This is a genomic window from Aeromonas sp. QDB11 (assembly GCF_027705265.1).
GTDB classification, from domain to species: Bacteria; Pseudomonadota; Gammaproteobacteria; order Enterobacterales; family Aeromonadaceae; genus Aeromonas; species Aeromonas allosaccharophila.
The window spans coordinates 1-17,823 of record NZ_JAPDBM010000081.1 but is presented as its reverse complement, the minus strand read 5'-3'; the positions used below and the strand labels follow the sequence as shown (position 1 = coordinate 17,823).

Here is a 17,823-nt window from a genome sequence, read left to right as displayed (position 1 = left end):
GGTCCTGCATCGAGAAAACCGACTACCCGTTCCCGGAGGAGTTGGTGCTGTCAACACCGTCCCGGTGAACGGTTACGCTTTTGGGGCTGTGAGGGCCGGATGAGTAAGGTATCAAACACCGACCAATTAAAGTGAGCAAAAAGTTAGTTATCGCTCGGATTTTGAAAGGTTTTTTGACAAGGATCAGACTTGAGCCAAGTTGGCAGCGGGTTGAGTGGGCGAGGGGAGTTTAATAAATAAACAGATAAGGCATCCTTGACGACTGGCGCCAAGTGACAGGAGTGGTTGGGCAATATCACGGTTATGCCCTGTTATAAGGGCTATGGATTTCGGGTCATCGAGCAGACCGGCCACTCGGGTGGCCGGTATCTGCAGAGGGCCGCAGTCAGTGGGGGGCCAGTGAGGATTACTCACGGCCCTCTTTTTTGATCCCCAGCAGCCAAGGCACGATGGTCAGAATAAACAGCGCGATCAGGGTGGCGAGCACCGCGGTGGACTCTCGGCCCATACCCGCGGCAATGCCGATGGCGGCGGTGACCCAGATACCGGCGGCCGTGGTCAGCCCCTTGGTTTCTGTTTGTCGGGTGCCCAGAATGATGGTGCCAGCCCCCAGAAATCCCACCCCGGCAGTGAGCCCCTGCAACACCCGGGTCAGATCGGCAGTTGATGCGCCAGCTTGCTGGGGGATCAGCACGAACAGGGCGGCGCCAATACTGACCAGCATATGGGTGCGGATCCCGGCACTTTTCCCTTTCTGTTCACGCTCGTAGCCTAATAGACCGCCGAGCAGACCTGCCACCAGCAGGCGCAATACAATCTGGGTCATCTGCTTGATATCTTGAATATCGGTGAACTCGGAGACGATGGTCTGCCAGATCTCTTGCCACATAAATGCCATCCTTGTGCATGCTGCATATGAATTGAACGAATCAAACCGGTTAATGCTGTCGCCATGGGTGCTGTACGAAAATACGCCATGAGACCTCATCCGCAGGGTATCAAACGCTGACTTCCCTTGTTGAGTAAAAAGTGTTGAGTAAAAAGTGTTGAGTAAAAAGCTGTCCAAGTTGTCGGATTTTAATGAGTTCTTGATAGCGTCCCGCTTTTTAAGCGAGCGTCAGAATAAGGGATAACCGGCGATGGCCGCAGGCTAATAGCCGGTCATTTCCAGATAGCCGACCCCCTTGGCATCCCCCGAGACAGAGACAGCTCCCTCCCAGTAGTCAAAGCGACCTGTCATGGCCTGATTGGGCTGACGAGCTTTGATGGTGAGGTTCATTCCGGCGGCGTTTAGCTGCCACTCGACGGGGTAATTCTGCCCCTTGGGGCCGCGCCAGGTGTTGCCCGGCGTAAAGCGAATCGCGTCGGGGGCGAGCACCCGGCTGCTGCCATCCCGCTCAATCAAAATGCCGTAGCGGTTCTCGGGCTCAGTGCGTCCCGATTTGGTGCGCAGGCGAAACAGCATCAGCTCGCGGCCATCGTTCAACTGGAGCGAAAACCAGTCCCAACCCGATTGCCATTCGGCCAATACCGAGCTGCTCCACTCGTGATCAAACCACCCTTGTCCGGTGACGATGCGGGTCTCGCCATCGCGAGTCAGGGTGCCGCTCAAATGCAGGCGTGGGTAGGAGTAGTAAAAGGAGGCGTTGCCCGGGCTCTTCTCGCTGTAACCGGCCTTGCCTTGCAGCACCAGCGGCTTGGCGGCGGTGACGGTGAGGTTCAGCTCGCCAATCTTGCTCTGCACCTTGAGGGTGGCTGGGAAGAGCGCAGCCCCTTGCGAGGCAAGCCGCCACTCCCTGAGCCAATATTGACCGCCGCTGGCCCCCGCCAGTCCCGGCCCCTGCCGACTGGCCCGTTCATCTTGCTGGTGGCTGCCACGGTCGAGATCCGTGATGGCAAACTGGGCCAGCCAGAGCTGGGGAGTGAGCCAGGGGTTGCTGGTGCGAAGTTCTTGTTCGATCCCTTGGCGAAACAGGGTCCACTGCATGCCATATTCACGCCCCTGTTCATCCTTGAGATTGCCGGTGAGATACCACCACTCGGAGCGGTAATCGGGGTGGGCGGCGTGATCCTCCGGCAGCTGGATGGTTTGCCCCGGCAGCACCTTTTTAAAGCTGTCGTTGCCACCGCCGAGCAGGGCGCCCAGATCGCTGGCCTGCGCGCTGCTGATCATGGTAATCAGCGGGATCAAGAGGGCGGCGAGCCACAGGGGCCGTAAGGAGGACAAGCTTCCCCTCACCCTGGCCCTCTCCCGAAGGGAGAGGGGATGGTTCGATGCCGCACTGTGCTCTTCTCTGCGCTGAAGAAGGGGCGGAGAGAGGGAAGTGGTCAATGGGAGCTTCAAGCCATGGCTGAGCCAGTGCGCTAACCGATATCTCATACCACTCTCCTTGCCGCATACCAGGATGCCAGTGCGCCACGTATCAGGTGTGAGAGCCAGCATGCTGGCGTATCTCGCGGTTGTTGGCTCATACCACTCTCCTTGCGGCATACCAGGAGGCGAGTGCCCCGCATACCGGCGCCAGCAACAGGGCGGTGACCGCATGAAGGGGGGCGGCCTCAAAGGCGAGGCGCCAGCCAAAGGCGCGTGGGTTGACCACCTCGATCAGCACCCAGGCGAGGCCATATCCCACCGGCAGGGCCAGCAGGGCGGTGAGTAGCCCCAATCCTGCCCCTTGCCACACCAGCAGCTGGCGGCAGTGGCGGGGGCTCAAGCCCAGACTCTGCAAGGTCTGCAGCTCGCCACGGCGCGCCAGCCCCAGCACCATAAAGGCCGAGCCGATCCCGAAAAAGGCGATGCCGAGGATCAGCAACTTCAATAGCTCGGTCACCACAAAGGTTTGGTCAAACACCTTGAGCGCCGCGCTGTGGATAGCGGGGGCGGAGAGCAGATTGAGCTGCTCGCCATAGCGCTCGCGCAGGCGGTCGGCCAGCTGCTCGGGGTCGTTGCTAAAGAGGGCGAGGGATTGCACCGCTCCTGCCTCGAAGGCGTGCAGGATCTGCCCCTTGTCGCTGCCGTAGTCCTGATAGACACCGGTGACGGTGAACTGCCTTGGCCCCTGTTCGCCGCTGATTGCCAATGTCTGGCCCACCTTGACCCCAAGGCGCACCGTCAGCGGTTCGCTCGCCAGCACTTCGTCTGGGCGGGTCGGCCAGCGTCCGGCCAGCAGCGGATAGGCCGCTTTAAGCTGGGGGATAAAGTCCATCTGCGCCCACTCGATGGGCTGCCCCTGCCAGCGGGCGGGGTGCACCGAGCGGCGCGAGGCGGCGCTCACCAACGGATTGGCGAGCAGGGTCTTAATGGTTGTGTCGCTCAAGGTGCCCTTGTTGCCCGCCACCCCCTTGGGGGCGGTGACATAGAGATCGGCGGCCAGACGCTGGCCGAGCCAGATCTCCACGCTGGATCGAAAGCTCGACACCATGACGCCGATGCCGATGGCCGCCGCGATGGCGAGCTGCAACGCCATCACCGCGATGGCGGTGCGATCGAGGTGATAGAGGGTCTCGGCCACCCCGAGCCGGGCGGTGAGGGGGCCGCCCGCGCGCCGTCGCAACCAGCCAAGCAGGCCGCGCAGGGCATCGGGCAGCCAGAGCGCCATGGCCAGCAGCCAGCCTCCGGCGATAAAGAGGGCGCCGGTCAGACCTGTTTGCGGCAACCACAGGCACAGAGCGCACAGCAGCAGGATGGCGATGGCCAGCACGCGCCGTCGCCACGGATGCACGGGAGGGCGGCTGCTCCCGGCGCGCAGTTCGAAGGGGGATTGGCGCAGCAGTTGCCACCAGCCGGGCAGGTTGGCGGCCAGCGTGCCGAACAGCCCGATCAACAGCGCCTTGAGCAGGCTCACAGGGGAGAGGCGCAACAGATCGATGGGGTTGGGCCCATAGAGATCGGCCAGCGCCTGGGTCAGTTGCCCCATCAGCGCCAGCGCCAACAGGCTGCCGAGCAGCACCCCAAGCAGGGTGCCCACCGTGGCGAGAATAAGTAGCTCCAGAATGAGCCAGCGGAGCACCCGACTCGGCCCCATCCCCAGAATGATCAACTGGGCCAGCTGGGGGCGACGCACGCTCTGCACAAACCGCTGGGCGTTGAACACCAGAAACAATCCCACCGCCATGGCGAGCAATGAGAGTGCCGTCAGGTTGAGGGCCAGCGCATCGCCAAGCTGGCTGGCATCGAGCGCCGGGCTGATGGGCTCAAGCCACAAGGGCTGGTTCGGGTAATCGGTTTGCAGGGTGGCCTGCAGGGTGCGAGCCTCGGCGTCGCTTAGCTTGAAGACGATGCGATCGAGCCGACCCGCTTTGCCCAGCTGCGGCTGGGCGAGGCCGATATCGGTTATCAGCAGTCGCTCCATGGGCACGGCGCCCGGCTCGAAGGTGCCCGCCAGCGTCAGGGTCAGGGGGCGGGCATTTGCGCCATCGTTGCCGCCCAGCACAAAGCGGCGGCTCTGGCCCGCTTGCCAGCCAAGGCGCTGCGCCTCGGGGGCTGCCAGCCAGATGCTGTCGGCACGGTTGAGGGAAAAGGCGGGGTCGCTCGCGGGTCGGGCGCCAAACAGCTGGCGCAGGGGGCCGGGGTTGAAGAGATCCATTCCCAACAGCTGAAAGCTGCGCCCCTCTTCATCTTTGAGCCAGCCATGGATCTGGGGCATGGCATCGAGGGCGGGTTGGCTGGTCACCAGCTGCACGTAAAGCTGTTCATCCAGCCCACCAGCGGGGGCCAGCCGGTAGTTGGCTTCCCCTGCCAGCTGGCTGCGGGCAGCGACAAAGTTGGTGCGTGCACTGTGGTTGAGCAGCTCGATGGCCACCACCAGCGATACTCCCAATACCAGCCCGGCCAGACTCATCAGCAGCAACCAGGGGTGACTGCGATAGAGGCGCAGCAGCGCTTTGAGTGGCAGCATCAGCGTGCCTCCAGCAGGCGCAGTCGCCGTTTAGTCATGGCGGGGCCCCTTGAGTTCGATAAGTTGCCCCCCTTCAAGGCGAAGCACCCTGTCTGCCAGCGCGGCATAGGCGGGGTTGTGGCTCACCAGCAGCAAGCCTGCGCCGGTATCGCGCACCGCCGCCACCATCAACGCCATTACCTGTTCGGCATTGTGCTCATCGAGGCTGCCGGTGGGCTCGTCGGCGAGCAGCCAACCGGGTTGATGGATAAGGGCGCGGGCCAGCGCCACCCGCTGTCGCTGGCCGCCGGAGAGCTGCTCCGGCCAGGCATGGCGCTTGTGGCTCATATCGAGCCGGTGCAGCAACTGGTCAATCTTTGCCTCATCCGGTGGCAGCCCGTTGATGGCCAGCGGCAGGGCCAGATTCTCGGCCACGTTGAGGGTCGGCAGCAGGTTGAAATCCTGATAGACGATACCGAAATGGCGGCCCCGCAGGCGCGCTCGCTCGTCGGGGGAGCGGGTGTCGATCCGGGTCTCCCCCAGCCAGATCTCCCCTTCGTCCGGTGCAATCAGCCCGGCGATCAGATTGAGCAGGGTCGACTTGCCGCAGCCGCTTTGGCCCAGCAGCAGGGTGATCTCGCCAGCGGGGAGGGCGAGATCGAGATGGTGGAACAGCGGCAGTCGTTCACTGCCGTTATCGAAGCTCTTGCAGAGGTTGCGCAGGGTCAGCATGGGATAACCGTTTGATGGTCAATGGCTTTCATCATGCTTGGTACGCTAGCACGGCCAGCATTGATCAACACCCCTTACGGTTGATCAAGAGTGCCAGTTAGTGATCAAGGCGGCAAAAGAGCAGTGGATCCTCGCTGGATCCCGCTTGCCCGAGGTGGTTAGAATAGGGGCTTCCATGGGTCACAGGATGAGCAAGGATGTTACACAAGCAAGTCAGTTTTATCATCGATAGCAAGGGCAACAAGCAGGCTGCCGTCGTCCCCATCGAGATCTACAACGAGCTGATGACCCTGCAAAAGGCACTCTCCGACAACCGGCCGGGGGAGCGCGAGCTCTACCACTTCAACGGCAAAGGGGCCGAGGCCCACGGTTATCCGGTGGGCAAGCGGCAAAATCCGGGCTTTATGGTGCTGGCCGGTTCCACCGCCAATGGCGAGGATGCCGCCTCCCTGCGTGAAGCGGTGATCGAGCTGCGTCACGAACTGCTGGAAAAGGGGGTCATAGTGCCCCGCAGTCAGGGCGGCTTTGTCTTTACCGCCGATCAGCTGTTCAACAGCCCGAGTCTGGCCGCCAGTCTGGTGGCGGGCAATAACCGCAGCGGTCTGGATGCCTGGCAAAACAGCGCAGGCTATACCCTCAAGCAGTCGGGTTTCGGCAAGAAATAACCCGGCGTCTCGACCGCACACTAATTAAGCGTTAATTGACCTGGATGAATTTTTCTTTTCATCCAGGTGCTAGCATCGTGGCCAGATGGTTCTAAAAGGAAGAGACCATGTCTGCGCTCACCCGGATTATTTTGCTGCTTTCCCTGTTTATCCCTCCCGCCCATGCCAGTAGTGGCCCTGTTCTGTTGACATCCTCCGCCATCGGACTTTTTTGTGTCGGATTGTTTGTATTGGCCTATGCCCTGGTGATGGCTGAAGAGTATCTGCAACTGCGCAAGTCCAAACCCGTGCTGGTGGCCGCCGGGGTGATCTGGATCCTGATCGGTATCGCCTATGCACAGCAGGGGATGAGCCCTGTCGCCGAGCAGGCATTTCGCCATACCCTGCTGGAATATGCCGAGCTGATGTTGTTCCTGCTGGTGGCGATGACCTACATCAATGCCATGGAGGACAGGCGGCTGTTTGATGCCCTGCGTGCCTGGCTGGTACGCTCGGGGTTTCACTTGCGCACCCTGTTCTGGTTGACCGGGGGGCTTGCCTTCTGTATTTCGCCGGTGGCAGACAACCTGACCACTGCGCTCTTGATGTGCGCCGTGGTGTTGAAAGTGGCCAACGGTGATCGGCGTTTTGTCAATCTTGCCTGCATCAACATCGTGATCGCCGCCAACGCCGGTGGGGCGTTCAGTCCCTTTGGCGATATCACCACCCTGATGGTGTGGCAGGCGGGCAAGGTGCAATTTGGCCAGTTCTTCGCCCTGCTTATTCCCTCTCTGCTCAATTTCCTGGTGCCAGCCATTCTGATGAGCCTGATGGTGCCGCGCCATGTGCCGGAGGCTGATAACGAAGTGGTCGATCTCAAGCGGGGAGCCCGCCGCATTGTCGTGCTGTTCCTGCTGACCATCACCACGGCGGTGCTGTGCCACAGTTTCCTCCATCTGCCGCCCGTACTGGGCATGATGCTGGGGCTGGGCTATCTGCAGTTCTTCGGCTTCTATTTGCGCAAATCGCTGCCACGCTCCCTTGCCCGCAAGCGCGCGCTCTATGAACGCAATGGAGATGATATGCGGTTGCGCAGTCTGGGGTCTGTCGTGCCATTTGACGTGTTCAACAAGGTGGCCAAGGCGGAGTGGGATACCCTGCTCTTCTTCTACGGGGTGGTGATGTGTGTCGGTGGTCTGGGTTTTATGGGGTATCTGGAGCTGGTGTCACACTGGTTGTATGCCGGTGGGGATCCCACCATGGCCAACATCTTCATCGGGGTATTGTCGGCCATCGTTGATAACATTCCGGTGATGTTTGCCGTGCTCTCGATGAACCCGGATATGGCGCTGGGGCAGTGGCTGCTGGTGACCCTGACTGCCGGGGTGGGGGGCAGTTTGCTCTCCATTGGCTCTGCGGCCGGGGTGGCCCTGATGGGACAGGCCCACGGCATGTATACCTTTTTTGGCCACCTGAAGTGGCTGCCTGCCATCGTGCTCGGTTATCTGGTGAGCATAGGGGCGCATCTGTTGCTCAATCGAGCCATGTTCTGAATCGGCATTACGCCATAAACAGCGAGGCCCCGTAGATGCGGGGCCTCGTTGATCCAGACGCAAGGATCGTGGTCGGTGCAGGAGAAGGGGGAGCTACTCTCCTCTCTTGCCCGTCAGCAGCCAGTAACTCAGGGTGGAACCCACGCCGCAGCAGGCGATGGCGATGGCCATGGGCAGCGGCGATTGGGGCGGATTGAGGTTGACCAGAATGCCGACCACGGCGCCGATGCCAAAGCGCAGGGTGCCCGCCAGTGCCGAGGCGGTGCCCGCAGATTGCGGGAAGTGGCCCATCAGGCCAGTCATGGCGTTGGCGCCCACCAGACTGATATGGCCGATAAAGAGCACCACCGGAATGACGATGCCCCACAGGCCGCCAGTCTGGCTCCAGGCGTTGTAGATCAGCAGAGCGCCCGCGCAGGGCAGCACCAGCAGGCCGTATTGCAGCATCCGCTCGGCGCCTACCCCTTTTACCAGTCGGCTGTTGACGAAGGTGACCACCATCATCAGCAAAATATTGAGGCCAAACAGCCAGCCGTAGTGCTCGGTCGGCACCTTGAAATACTCGATATAGACATAGGGGGAGCCGCTCAGGAAGGCAAACATGCCGGAGCTGGAGAGGGAGCCGCACAGCACATAGCCCATGGCGCCGCGATGGGAGAGCACCCCCCAGTAGTTCTTGAGGATCTGGCCGAGATTAAGGGGCTGGCGATGTTCCGGTTTCAGGGTCTCCTGAATTTTCCATTGCATCACCAGACAGACCAGCAGGCTGATCCCCACCAGCAGCCAGAAGATCACCCGCCAGCTGGCGTGGGCACTGATATAGCCGCCTACCACCGGGGCCACCAGCGGCGCCAGGGTCATCACCAGAATGACGAACGACATGGCGCGGGAAAACGCATCCTTCTCGAACAGGTCGCGCAGCAGGGCATTGACCACCACAGAGCCCGCCGCGCCGCCCGCGGCTTGCAACATCCGATAGGCCAGCAATTCGGGCAGGGAGTCCGCCATGGCACAGCCGACCGAGGCGATGGCAAACATGGTGAGCCCCGCCAGGATCACCGGCTTGCGGCCATAGCTGTCGGCCAGCGGGCCGTAGAAGAGCTGACCGATGGCAAAGCCGCCCAAAAAGGCGCTGATGGTGAGCTGGGCACCGTCGATGCTGGTGGCCAGATCCCGGGCAATGGCCGGAATGGCGGGCAGATACATATCTACCGCCAGCGGGGTAAGGCCCGCCAGGGCACCGAGCAGGATAAACAGGAAACGGGGGGAGAGGGCGGCAGCCTGAGCAGTGGGCGATTGGGGCATAGGGTGTCCAGTGATGCGAAACGTCGGGTTGAAAAGCGCGAAAAAAGCAGTTTATCAGTTTTGTCGCGCCGATGGATCCGGTATGGCGAGCCAGAGTCCGGGCTCGGCGGCAAAGCGCGGGGCAAACCAGTGCTGGCGCACCGCAGTGGGCATCTCGCTCGCGGCGATGGGGCGGCGACTGAGACGGCAGGCTCCTTGAGAGAGTGCCAGCGCCGCATCTCCCTTGTACCAGCCGTCTGTCACCGGTAGGGCAGTGGTCTCTCGCAGCAATCTTACGCCCCATTGGGTCACCAGCGTCGGGCAGGCTTTCTCTGCAAGCCTTGCCGCCTGCACCATGGCGGGTGGGCGGGGCAGGGTGAAGGTTGCAGCGAGCAGCAGCAAGCCAGCGACCGCGACCAGCCACTCACCACGACGTGGCAGCCAGCCTGCCAGCAGCACGATACCGAGCAGGGTGATGGGGGCCAGATGGCGGGGATTGTCGGGATTCTGGCCAAACAGGGTCCAGAGCAGCAGGGCGAGCCAGTAGAGCGACCAGAGCGGCGAGAGGGTAGTGGCTTGGCCTTTTGAGTTTTGCCAAAGCGGCAGCACCAGCAAGGCTCCGACAGCCAAGGGCCAGAGCGGGGTGAGCTGCTCGTTGAAGGTGCGCGCCCAGCTCAGCAGCCGATCGCCGTGGGCCGCAGCGGTGTTGCCCCAGAGGGTAAAGTGGCCGTCGGTAAAGCGCCGCCCCTCGGCAAAATAGGCCCAGCCATCGGCCTGCCAGACAAAGAGCAGGCTGATAAGCCCCACCAGCACGATGGGGAGCACAAATCTGACGCGTGTTCCCTGCTGCGCCAGCCCGAGCCATAGCGGCAGCAGCGCCAGCACAAAGTAGGAGGGGCGCAGCGCCAGCATGAGGCCCAGCAGCAGACCCGCCAGCGCAATTCTGCGCTGCTGCAAGGCCAGCAGCGTCCCGAGCCAGGCGGCGAGCGCCGGCCCGTCCGAGAGGCCGGAGAGGGCGAGCGTCGGGGTGAGCGGCAGGGCCAGCACCAGCAGCCAGACGGGAGCGAGCAGGCTTGGTCGCTGCCACAATCTGACCGCCAGCAAGGCGGCGAGCGGTGCTATCAGCGCAGTGCCGAAGAGGCTCGCCCATTGCACCGCGCGGGCCGGATCGTCGACCGCCAGATTGATCAGCCGCGCCAGCCAGATAAAGGCGGGATAGCCCGGAAAGTGGGGTGAGAACTCCAGCACGCTAAAGCGCGTCACCCCGTGGGCGAAATTGAGGGCATCGTCGGAATCGAGCGCCACCGGGAAGGCCAGCAGCCAGCCGAGCCAGACCAGTTGCAGCAGGAGCAGCAAGTAGGGTCGATTAGCGAAGCGTAATCGGCCGTGGTGACGCCCCCCTTCTCCCCTTGCGAGAGAAGGGGTGGGGATGAGGGGGGGCGTCGCCATCAATGGGAGGCCATCAAAGCGGCGCCAGCACTGCCATCAGCGCTTTTTCTGCATCGCTAAAGGCGGCGGCATCGGCGGGCTTGGCGCCCACCCCGAATACCCCTGGGTTACCGATGGCATCCAGCACCTTGGCCAGCGCCTGTTCGGCTGCCTTGCGATCCCCTTCACTGAGTGATGGGAGGATCAAATCGAGGAAGCGCTTGCTCTTGACCACCAGCACCTTGGCGGTCTGGTAGTCGCCGAGGTTCTGGCTGGCCCCTTCGAGGCGGCGCTCGATCTCCGCCTTGTAGGCGCGGTTGAGCAGGGCGGCGGTGGCGGATGCATCTTGGGCCTTGATGGCGGCGGCCAGCGGCGCTTGCAGCTCCACCTTGTGGTGCTGTTCCAGATAGGTCAACTCGTCGGCAATCTCGCTCAAGGTGGCGCTGGCATCTTTGCCGTCAGTGGCGGCGCCAAGCAGCGCCTCGCGGGCGTCGATCAGTGGCTCCTTGCCGGCGGCGGCGTAGGAGTAAGCCTGCGCCTGGCCGCTCAGGGTCAGCAGCAGGGTGAGGGCGAGTAAACCCGGGCGGATGGTCATCCTGTTCTCCTTTCTTATGCCAAGAGGTTATGCCCATGGCGCGGCACTCAGGCCACGCTCTGGGTTTCAATCACGGTATTTTCGTTGCGCTGGTTGAAGGTGTTGCGGCGTCTGTCTACCTGTTGGACACCGACAATGCATCTCATGCCACACTCTGGGTTTCAATGACGGTATTTTCGTTGCGATGATTGAAGATGGCGTGACGTCTGTCCACCCCGTCGATCACCATGTCGGCCGCCATCATCCCCATCTCCATGGCTGTGTCGGTGAAGATGTAGCGGAATGTCCCCTGACGGCCGGTCATGATGAGGTTATTGATCGGCATCAGCGCCTTGATGGCTTCGTTGCGACGAGCCTGATAGCCAAGATCCATTAGCGGATAGGCGTACTCGCTGCGGGCTTCGAAGGTCTCATCGCCAAGCTTCTGGGTATTGACGCCGAGGCTGGCGAGATCAGCGGTAACCCGACCGCGCAGATCGGCCAGCGGTGCCTGCCAGGTGGCATCCCCCGGATTGCAGGGGATCTCCAGCATCACCGAGGTCTGGCCCTGTGGCGCCATAAAAGGGCTGCGGCGGCGCGGTTCCTGCAAACGAGTGGCCAGAATATGGGGGTCGGAGAGGTACTGCCAGGTGTTGTCCGACAGGTTCTCCTGTTTGAGCGGCATATTGACGAAGCGAAGCGACCGGTAGTGCAGGGAGCACGCCAGCCCCAGATGCTGGCAGGTGAGCGGCAGCGGCAGGGTGGAGATCACCTGATCAAAGGCGGCGCTCTGCTCAACGTCATCTTGTTGCCAATAAACCCGTTCGATGCGGCCATCGGCCTGCTCAAGGCGGGTGATGGTGGCGCCGGTTTTCAGCTCAACCCCTTCTGCCACCAGCCGCTCCCCCAGGGTGGTGAAGATCTGGCCGAAGCCATATTTGGGGTAGCGGTATTTGCGGGCATAGGTGCGCACCGAGAGGCTGCCGTTGCGTCTTGGCAGCAGGCGGCGCGCCACGTCTTTGAGATCGATCAGGCTGATGCGCTGACCGGCCCAGTCGGCGGAGAGCTTGTCCGGGTTGATGCCCCACAGCTTGCCGGTGTAACCCTCGAAGAACTGGCGATAGAGGGTGCGGCCAAAGTGACTTTGGATCCACTCTGCAAAGCTCGCCTTGGCAAAATCGGTGGGCTTCTTGGCAAAAGGCAACAGCAGCAAGTCTTTCACCGCACCGGCCATCAGGGCCAGCGGCGCCGTCTTGAGCAGGTTGGGCAGGTTCAATGGGTAGTCATAGGTGCGCCCGCCAAAGCGGATCACGCTCTTGCGCTCGGCGTGGAGCAGGTCGTCCCCCATCAGCTCGTCGATAAAGGCGAGCAGCTCGGGGTTTTTGGTGATAAAGCGGTGGCCGCCGTAGTCGAAGCGATACTCGCCATCGCGCCCCTTGAAGGTCTGGGTGGCGCACATGCCGCCGACCACCGGCTCCTGCTCGAACAGGGTGACCGTAAAACCGGCGCGGCGCAGGCGCCAGGCAGCCATCAAACCGGCGGGGCCTGCGCCCAGCACCGCAATGTGCTTCTTGTTGTTGTCGCTCATGACCTATTCCGAAACTGCTTGATAGATAAGGGAAACGCGCCAAGGCGCGGCTCCCGAATAGTGTTGTTACCCCGTGGCCTTGTTGCCACAGGGCGTGCGTGTTCAGCCCTTGCTGGACGCGGCGTTCACCTGCGGGCGGTAGCTGCGCTGCCAGAGGGTAACGAAGATCGCCAGATAGAGGGCCCAGGTCAGCAACTGCAAGCCAGCGGGTGAGGCATTGTAGCCAAACAGGGCGCGCAGGAAGGTACCAAATACCCCCTGATCGTCGAGAATGTGGCTGATGTCGAACACCGGCGTGGTCCAGAAGGTGATGATGTCTGCCGCCTGCAACATGTTGACGGCGGACGATAGCAGACCTGCGGCGATGATGATGATAAGCAGGCCCGTCCAGCGGAAGAAGGGGGCCAGCGCCACCTTGCGGGTGGAGCGCAGCAGCCCCCACACCAGCGCGATGGAGACCAGCAGCCCTGCCAGCGCGCCTATCAGGCCGGATTGCAGATCCACCCCTTGCCCGGAGTAGAGCAGGGCGGAGAAGAAGAGCACGGTTTCAAACCCTTCGCGCATCACCGCTAGAAAGGCGAGTAGCACCAGACCAAACAGGTTGCCGCCGTCGATGGCCGCATCGATGCGCGCCGTCATGGCCCCTACCTGGGATTTGGCCTGCTTCTGCATCCAGATCGCCATATAGGTGAGCACCAGCGTGGCGAAGATGAGGATCCCCGCCATCAAGAGGTGGTTGTAGCGCTCGCTCTCGAACTGGCTTACCACCACCTGGAACAGGAAGGCGACGATCAGGGAAGCGACAAGGCCAAGCCCGACACCCAGATAGATGAACTTGTTGTAGCGGCTCGCCCCCAGCTTGGCGAGGTAGGAGAGGCAGATGCCGACCAGCAGGAAGGCTTCCAGCCCCTCTCGCAGGGTAATGAGAAAACTTGCAAACATCAGGATTGAGGCTCCGTAGCGGGCGTGACGGGGAGAGGCTGCAAGGTAAGTTGCAACCGATTTAGCTGCACTATGGGTGGCTCCGGCAAGCTGGGCTCGGCGGCGCGCACCGCATCATTGACCCACTTGGGGTAGGTGCGGAAATTGAGTTTGATATCGGCCTTGAAGGGCCCTTGGGCATCAGCGGGCAGCGGCCAGGCTTCATCGCGCCAGCCATCGGCCGGAATGCGGGTATCTTCTAGCAGTTTGGCGTAGCGCCAGAACTTGAGCCCCACCGGCTTGCCCTCGGCATCGCCGAACACTTTTCTGAACAGTCGCGCATCCTCGGGGACAGCGCCATCCACCGGCTTGCCGCTGGCAAGCACCACCTTGCCGCTGGCGTCGGTGACGGTCAGCTCCAGCCAGAGTTCACGAAAATCGGCCACCCCGGTGGGCAGAGCATGGCCCGCGCCGGTATTGGCGACTCTTACTACCAGCGCAGGTTGGCCACTCTGGTTTTCAATGCGGGCTGAGAGGGTGGCGCTTGAGCGCAAGAGCGCCAGACTCTCCTGTTCAAGCGCAGGATTGCGCAGCCCCACCAGCTGGTGCTGGGCGCCGGTAAAGTTGTGGCGATAGAGCCGCGTCTTCATGGTGCCGTTTTCGGTGGACTGGCCCGCCACCGGCGCGCCGCCATTGCCCGGCTCCGGGTTCATGTGGCAGTCGATGCAGGTACGCCGTTTGGCAGGATCCTTCGCGTTCGCGAAGCTGGATTTTTCCCACTCGTCCCAAGTGTTGACGATATTGGCGCCGGTGCCCGGGGCAAACTCGTTGTGACACGATTTGCACAGGGCCGCGTCGCGGTAGAAATCTTTCTGGTAGGAGACCTTGTGCATGGCGGGGCGGGCGTTGATTTGCCGCTCGGCCAGCCAGTGCTGGAGGCTGCCGCCCGCGGCATCCTCGAACACATAGCTCTCGCGGTCTTTCAAATTCACGGTAAAGGCACTGTTGCCGCCTGCATCCTCGAGCTTGGTGATGCGATGGCAGAGTACACAGCCTGTCCCTTCCTCAACCACAGGTTCGCCCGCCTGGTGGGCGGCAATCAGCGAGGCGCCGCCTTGCTCGAACATGTGGGAGCCCTTGGGCAGGTCCAGCTGGCCTGTCATCACCTGCTGGGGCATGTGGCAGCCCTGACACCACTGGCCAAACGCTTCCCCTTCGGTTTCGCGGGCCAGCGCCTGCACCACCTTGTAGTAGGGATGGGAGTTGCCCATCAGCCGGTGGTTGCTCTCGCTCCAGTCCTTGAACGCCTGTTGGTGGCAGTTCTGGCAGGAGGCGGAGTTGAGCCACTCCTTCGGGTGAGTGGTCGGTGCCTTGGCGGGATCCGTGCGCGGGGCATCGAGCCGCAGCCAGTTGGCGAGATAGGGGAGGTTGCCATCGGCGGTGACGAAGGCGTGTAAGTCCTCCATCATCGCCTTCACTTCCGGTTGGGGCCTCGCGGGGTCAACCGCTTCGGCCCCATCGCGGGTGTCATGGCCCATGCCGCCCTGAGTCTGCTGGGTCATGCGCAGGTATTCGCCGACAAAATCCCCCGCCACCATGTTGGTGAGGTTGGCGTGGCCGTTGATGGCGTTGTCACCGCTCTTCTGGCGATGGGCCGCCATCAGATAGCGGTTGGTGAAATTGAATCCGTCCAGATGGCAGGAGTTGCAGCTCATCCAGTTGTCTCCCGCCATGGGGAAGCGTGAGTTGGACGCTGTGTTACCCAGGTTGAATAGCCGCTCGCCGCGCTGAAGCGGCTCGGGACGGGGATCCGTCTCTACCAGCTTGGCGAAGTGGGGTACATCGACGGTGACCCGGGCAAACGGGCCGTTGCCGCCGCTATTGAGGCGGGTAAGATCCTGCCCCATGGCGTTGTGCACCAGAATATGGTCGCCATCGATCAGCAGATCCCGTGGATTCTGGCCCGGCAGGTGGCGCAACAGCTGGGTCGCCTTGGCGCCCCCCTGAAACTTCTTGCGGCGGTGGCGGTTGTTGTTGGACTTGCCGCTGCGGGAGAGGTCGAACACCAGCAGATCTTCCGAGCCCGCCAGCGTCAGATAGACCCGCTTGCCGTCGGCGGCGAAGCGCGCTGCAAACGGGTTGGAGACGATCTGGCTGCGGTTGCCGACGCTCGGCAGGTTGATCTGCAAAAAGAGCTGCTTTCTTTCATCTACCCGCTCTTTATCTTCATCCAAATCGATGATGGAGACCGCCGGAAAGACAGTGCTCTGAAACTGGAAGGGGTGATCGAAGCTCCACAGCACGTGGGGCAGCCAGGCCTCGCTGCCATCGGGGGAGAGGGCGATGCCATCGAGCAGGCGTGGCAATCCTTGAGAGTCGCTTGGGGTGTCGCTGTGGGTCTCGGCCAGGGTGATGAGTTTGGGCTTGGGCAGGGCAGTCTCGGACAGGGGAGTGCCCTTGGCGCTGTTGCCAAGCTTGGCGAGATCATAGATGGCGAGCTGGCCGGTCATGGCGTGGGTCAGCAGTAGGCGATCATCATCGGTCAGGGCCAGTCCGCGCGGAGTCTCGGCGGTCTTTGTATCCAGCTGGAGGTTGCCAGCTGTGTCGTAGGCCTGCAGGCGAGCGGATTCGAACAGCGTGACCCAGAACCACTGCCGCTTGGGATCGAAGATGATCCCGTAGGGTCTATGGCCGGTGGGAATCACTTTCTCAAGGTCGAGATCTTCGTCCAGTAGCAGCAGGCGATCGCCGCTGTAATCGGTGACCAGCAGGGTGCCGTCATCGGCGCGGGCAAGCTGGCGCAGATCGCCCCCCAGCGGCACCTCCTTGAGCCGCTTGCCGCTATCGCGCTCAAGCAGGGTGACCGAGCCTGCGCTCAGGTTGGCGGTAACGAGGCGCGGGCTTTGCCCCTCCTCATAGGCGAGCATCCCGGCGCCCATCTGCTGGGCAAACGCAAAGGGGCTAACCAGCAGCAGGACGAGGGCCAGCAGGGGTGACAAATATGCAGAGAACGATAACTTCAACATGGGATCAGGTGCGCCATTTCAAGATGGTCCAGCGCCAGGCGTGGCGCAGCACCAGAGGAGTTAACGCCAACGCGCTCAGCCAGTGGGCCCAGCTGGCGAGGTTGCCCATGGCATCGCCCGGAGTGCCGTGCAGCACCAGCAGCAGGCCGCTGGCCAGACAGACCAGCAGCAGGACTTCGATAATCCGCCCCGTGGTGCGCAAAAAGGGTTTGTTGCTGCGGCTTAACAGGTTGCGATGAGAGAGCCAGAAGGCGCCAAACAGCAGCGGAAACAGGGTGAGCGAGAGCATCACATGGAAAAACAGATTCCAGCGCGCCAGCGACCAGATCGGGGTCAGCGGCTCCCACAGCAGCAGGCCGGAGAAGAACATCAGATAGAGGGTGCCCTCGGCGGCCTGATGGTGGTAGGCCAGCCACTGCCAGAATTGTCGGGGTGAGAGGGAAAGGCTTGTCATAAAGGCTCCAGCACCCGGGCAGGGCAGCCCGGGGGGAGCAAGTTTATAACGCAGTAAGAGTAATGAAAAGTGTTATCAATTGTATTGCTGGTGAATCAAGGCTGAACAAGCACAGTGATCAAGCCCGACTATTTGTGATCCGCCATCCGCTCGGTCACCGCATAGATGAGCGCGGCCAGCGAGAAGGCGAGAAACACCACCACGGACCACTTCATCTCCACCTCATTGGTGATGCCATCTTCGAGAAATGCCTTGAGCACTTCCACCCCGGCGATGGTCACCAGCGAGTTGATGACGATGAGCTTGAGGGAGGCAAAGTTGATCTTGCTGAGCCAGTTGTCGCCGATAGCCTCGCGCTGCTCCTGGGTCTGGATAAATTGCACATAGCCGCAGACCGCCACCAGGATCAGCATCTGGGCCACCAGCACGAAGTCCACCAGGGTCAGCACACCGGTGATGAGGTCCATGTAGGGGATCTCGATGATGTTGATGCAGAGCAGATAGAGCTGCATGGCAAACTTCACCATCAGCAGGGCCACGCACACCAGAATGCAGACGTAGAAGGGAAACATCATCAATCGGCTGCCATTGAGCATGAAATTGAATCGACGCATGAAAACTCCGATGTTGGGAACAGGGGTAAATAGTGAATCGCCCCTGGTTTTCTAGACACTTTGTTGCTGAAAAATAAACTGCCTTTCAAACTCTACCGGCGACAACCCATCATTGGAACCATGGCGCC

At 61.8% G+C, this 17,823-nt stretch carries 14 protein-coding genes; 2 read left to right on the top strand and 12 right to left on the bottom strand.

The genetic code is table 11. From position 1 onward, the window contains the following. Nucleotides 1–406 precede the first annotated feature (406 nt). The 4 genes from OKC40_RS19855 to OKC40_RS19840 all read right to left on the bottom strand — a co-directional run bounded on the left by OKC40_RS19855 (nt 407) and on the right by OKC40_RS19840 (nt 5,609). On the bottom strand, nt 407–889 hold the full coding sequence (locus OKC40_RS19855; protein ID WP_170872271.1) for an MgtC/SapB family protein: 483 nt from the start codon (nt 887–889) through the stop codon (nt 407–409). 261 nt (nt 890–1,150) lie between these two features. Then, a complete protein-coding gene (locus OKC40_RS19850) occupies nt 1,151–2,173 on the bottom strand; it encodes a lipocalin-like domain-containing protein (protein ID WP_442865910.1) in 1,023 nt (340 codons plus the stop codon). A 295-nt stretch (nt 2,174–2,468) separates the two neighbouring features. Then, complete coding sequence (locus OKC40_RS19845; RefSeq protein WP_270796720.1) at nt 2,469–4,898, bottom strand: ABC transporter permease; 2,430 nt, start codon at nt 4,896–4,898, stop codon at nt 2,469–2,471. 30 nt (nt 4,899–4,928) lie between these two features. After that, nucleotides 4,929–5,609 (bottom strand): ABC transporter ATP-binding protein, encoded by a 681-nt coding sequence (locus tag OKC40_RS19840; protein ID WP_270796718.1) that lies wholly within the window; start codon nt 5,607–5,609, stop codon nt 4,929–4,931. A 197-nt stretch (nt 5,610–5,806) separates the two neighbouring features. Between OKC40_RS19840 and OKC40_RS19835 the strand changes: the two genes are divergently transcribed. Together OKC40_RS19835 and nhaD are read left to right on the top strand one after the other, a co-directional pair. Next, nucleotides 5,807–6,274, top strand: coding sequence for a DUF4357 domain-containing protein (locus tag OKC40_RS19835; RefSeq protein WP_005333716.1), 468 nt, complete (start codon nt 5,807–5,809; stop codon nt 6,272–6,274). 107 nt (nt 6,275–6,381) lie between these two features. Next, nucleotides 6,382–7,806, top strand: coding sequence for a sodium:proton antiporter NhaD (gene nhaD / locus OKC40_RS19830; protein WP_270796717.1), 1,425 nt, complete (start codon nt 6,382–6,384; stop codon nt 7,804–7,806). Nucleotides 7,807–7,899: 93 nt separating this feature from the next. On the opposite strand, the gene OKC40_RS19825 is transcribed toward nhaD, so the two are convergent. The 8 genes from OKC40_RS19825 to OKC40_RS19790 form a co-directional block, all read right to left on the bottom strand. Continuing rightward, the gene (locus tag OKC40_RS19825) at nt 7,900–9,111 is read right to left on the bottom strand and encodes a Bcr/CflA family multidrug efflux MFS transporter (RefSeq protein WP_042059789.1); all 1,212 of its coding nucleotides are present in this window, start codon (nt 9,109–9,111) and stop codon (nt 7,900–7,902) included. 54 nt (nt 9,112–9,165) lie between these two features. Further along, nucleotides 9,166–10,446 (bottom strand): hypothetical protein, encoded by a 1,281-nt coding sequence (locus tag OKC40_RS19820; RefSeq protein WP_270796716.1) that lies wholly within the window; start codon nt 10,444–10,446, stop codon nt 9,166–9,168. Between the two features lie 106 nt (nt 10,447–10,552). Then, on the bottom strand, nt 10,553–11,113 hold the full coding sequence (locus OKC40_RS19815; RefSeq protein WP_270796715.1) for a hypothetical protein: 561 nt from the start codon (nt 11,111–11,113) through the stop codon (nt 10,553–10,555). A 142-nt stretch (nt 11,114–11,255) separates the two neighbouring features. Further along, complete coding sequence (locus OKC40_RS19810) at nt 11,256–12,680, bottom strand: NAD(P)/FAD-dependent oxidoreductase (protein WP_270796714.1); 1,425 nt, start codon at nt 12,678–12,680, stop codon at nt 11,256–11,258. A gap of 102 nt (nt 12,681–12,782) precedes the next feature. Beyond that, the gene (locus OKC40_RS19805) at nt 12,783–13,622 is read right to left on the bottom strand and encodes an FTR1 family iron permease (RefSeq protein ID WP_270796713.1); all 840 of its coding nucleotides are present in this window, start codon (nt 13,620–13,622) and stop codon (nt 12,783–12,785) included. After that, nucleotides 13,622–16,627 carry a YncE family protein gene (locus OKC40_RS19800; RefSeq protein ID WP_270796711.1) on the bottom strand — a complete coding sequence of 1,002 codons (3,006 nt, stop codon included), beginning with the start codon at nt 16,625–16,627 and terminating at the stop codon, nt 13,622–13,624. The genes OKC40_RS19805 and OKC40_RS19800 overlap by 1 nt, the downstream gene beginning before the upstream one ends. Nucleotides 16,628–16,631: 4 nt before the next feature. Beyond that, a complete protein-coding gene (locus tag OKC40_RS19795; protein WP_270796708.1) occupies nt 16,632–17,081 on the bottom strand; it encodes a hypothetical protein in 450 nt (149 codons plus the stop codon). 128 nt (nt 17,082–17,209) lie between these two features. Then, nucleotides 17,210–17,695 (bottom strand): YqhA family protein, encoded by a 486-nt coding sequence (locus OKC40_RS19790; RefSeq protein WP_042657617.1) that lies wholly within the window; start codon nt 17,693–17,695, stop codon nt 17,210–17,212. Between the last annotated feature and the right edge of the window lie 128 nt (nt 17,696–17,823).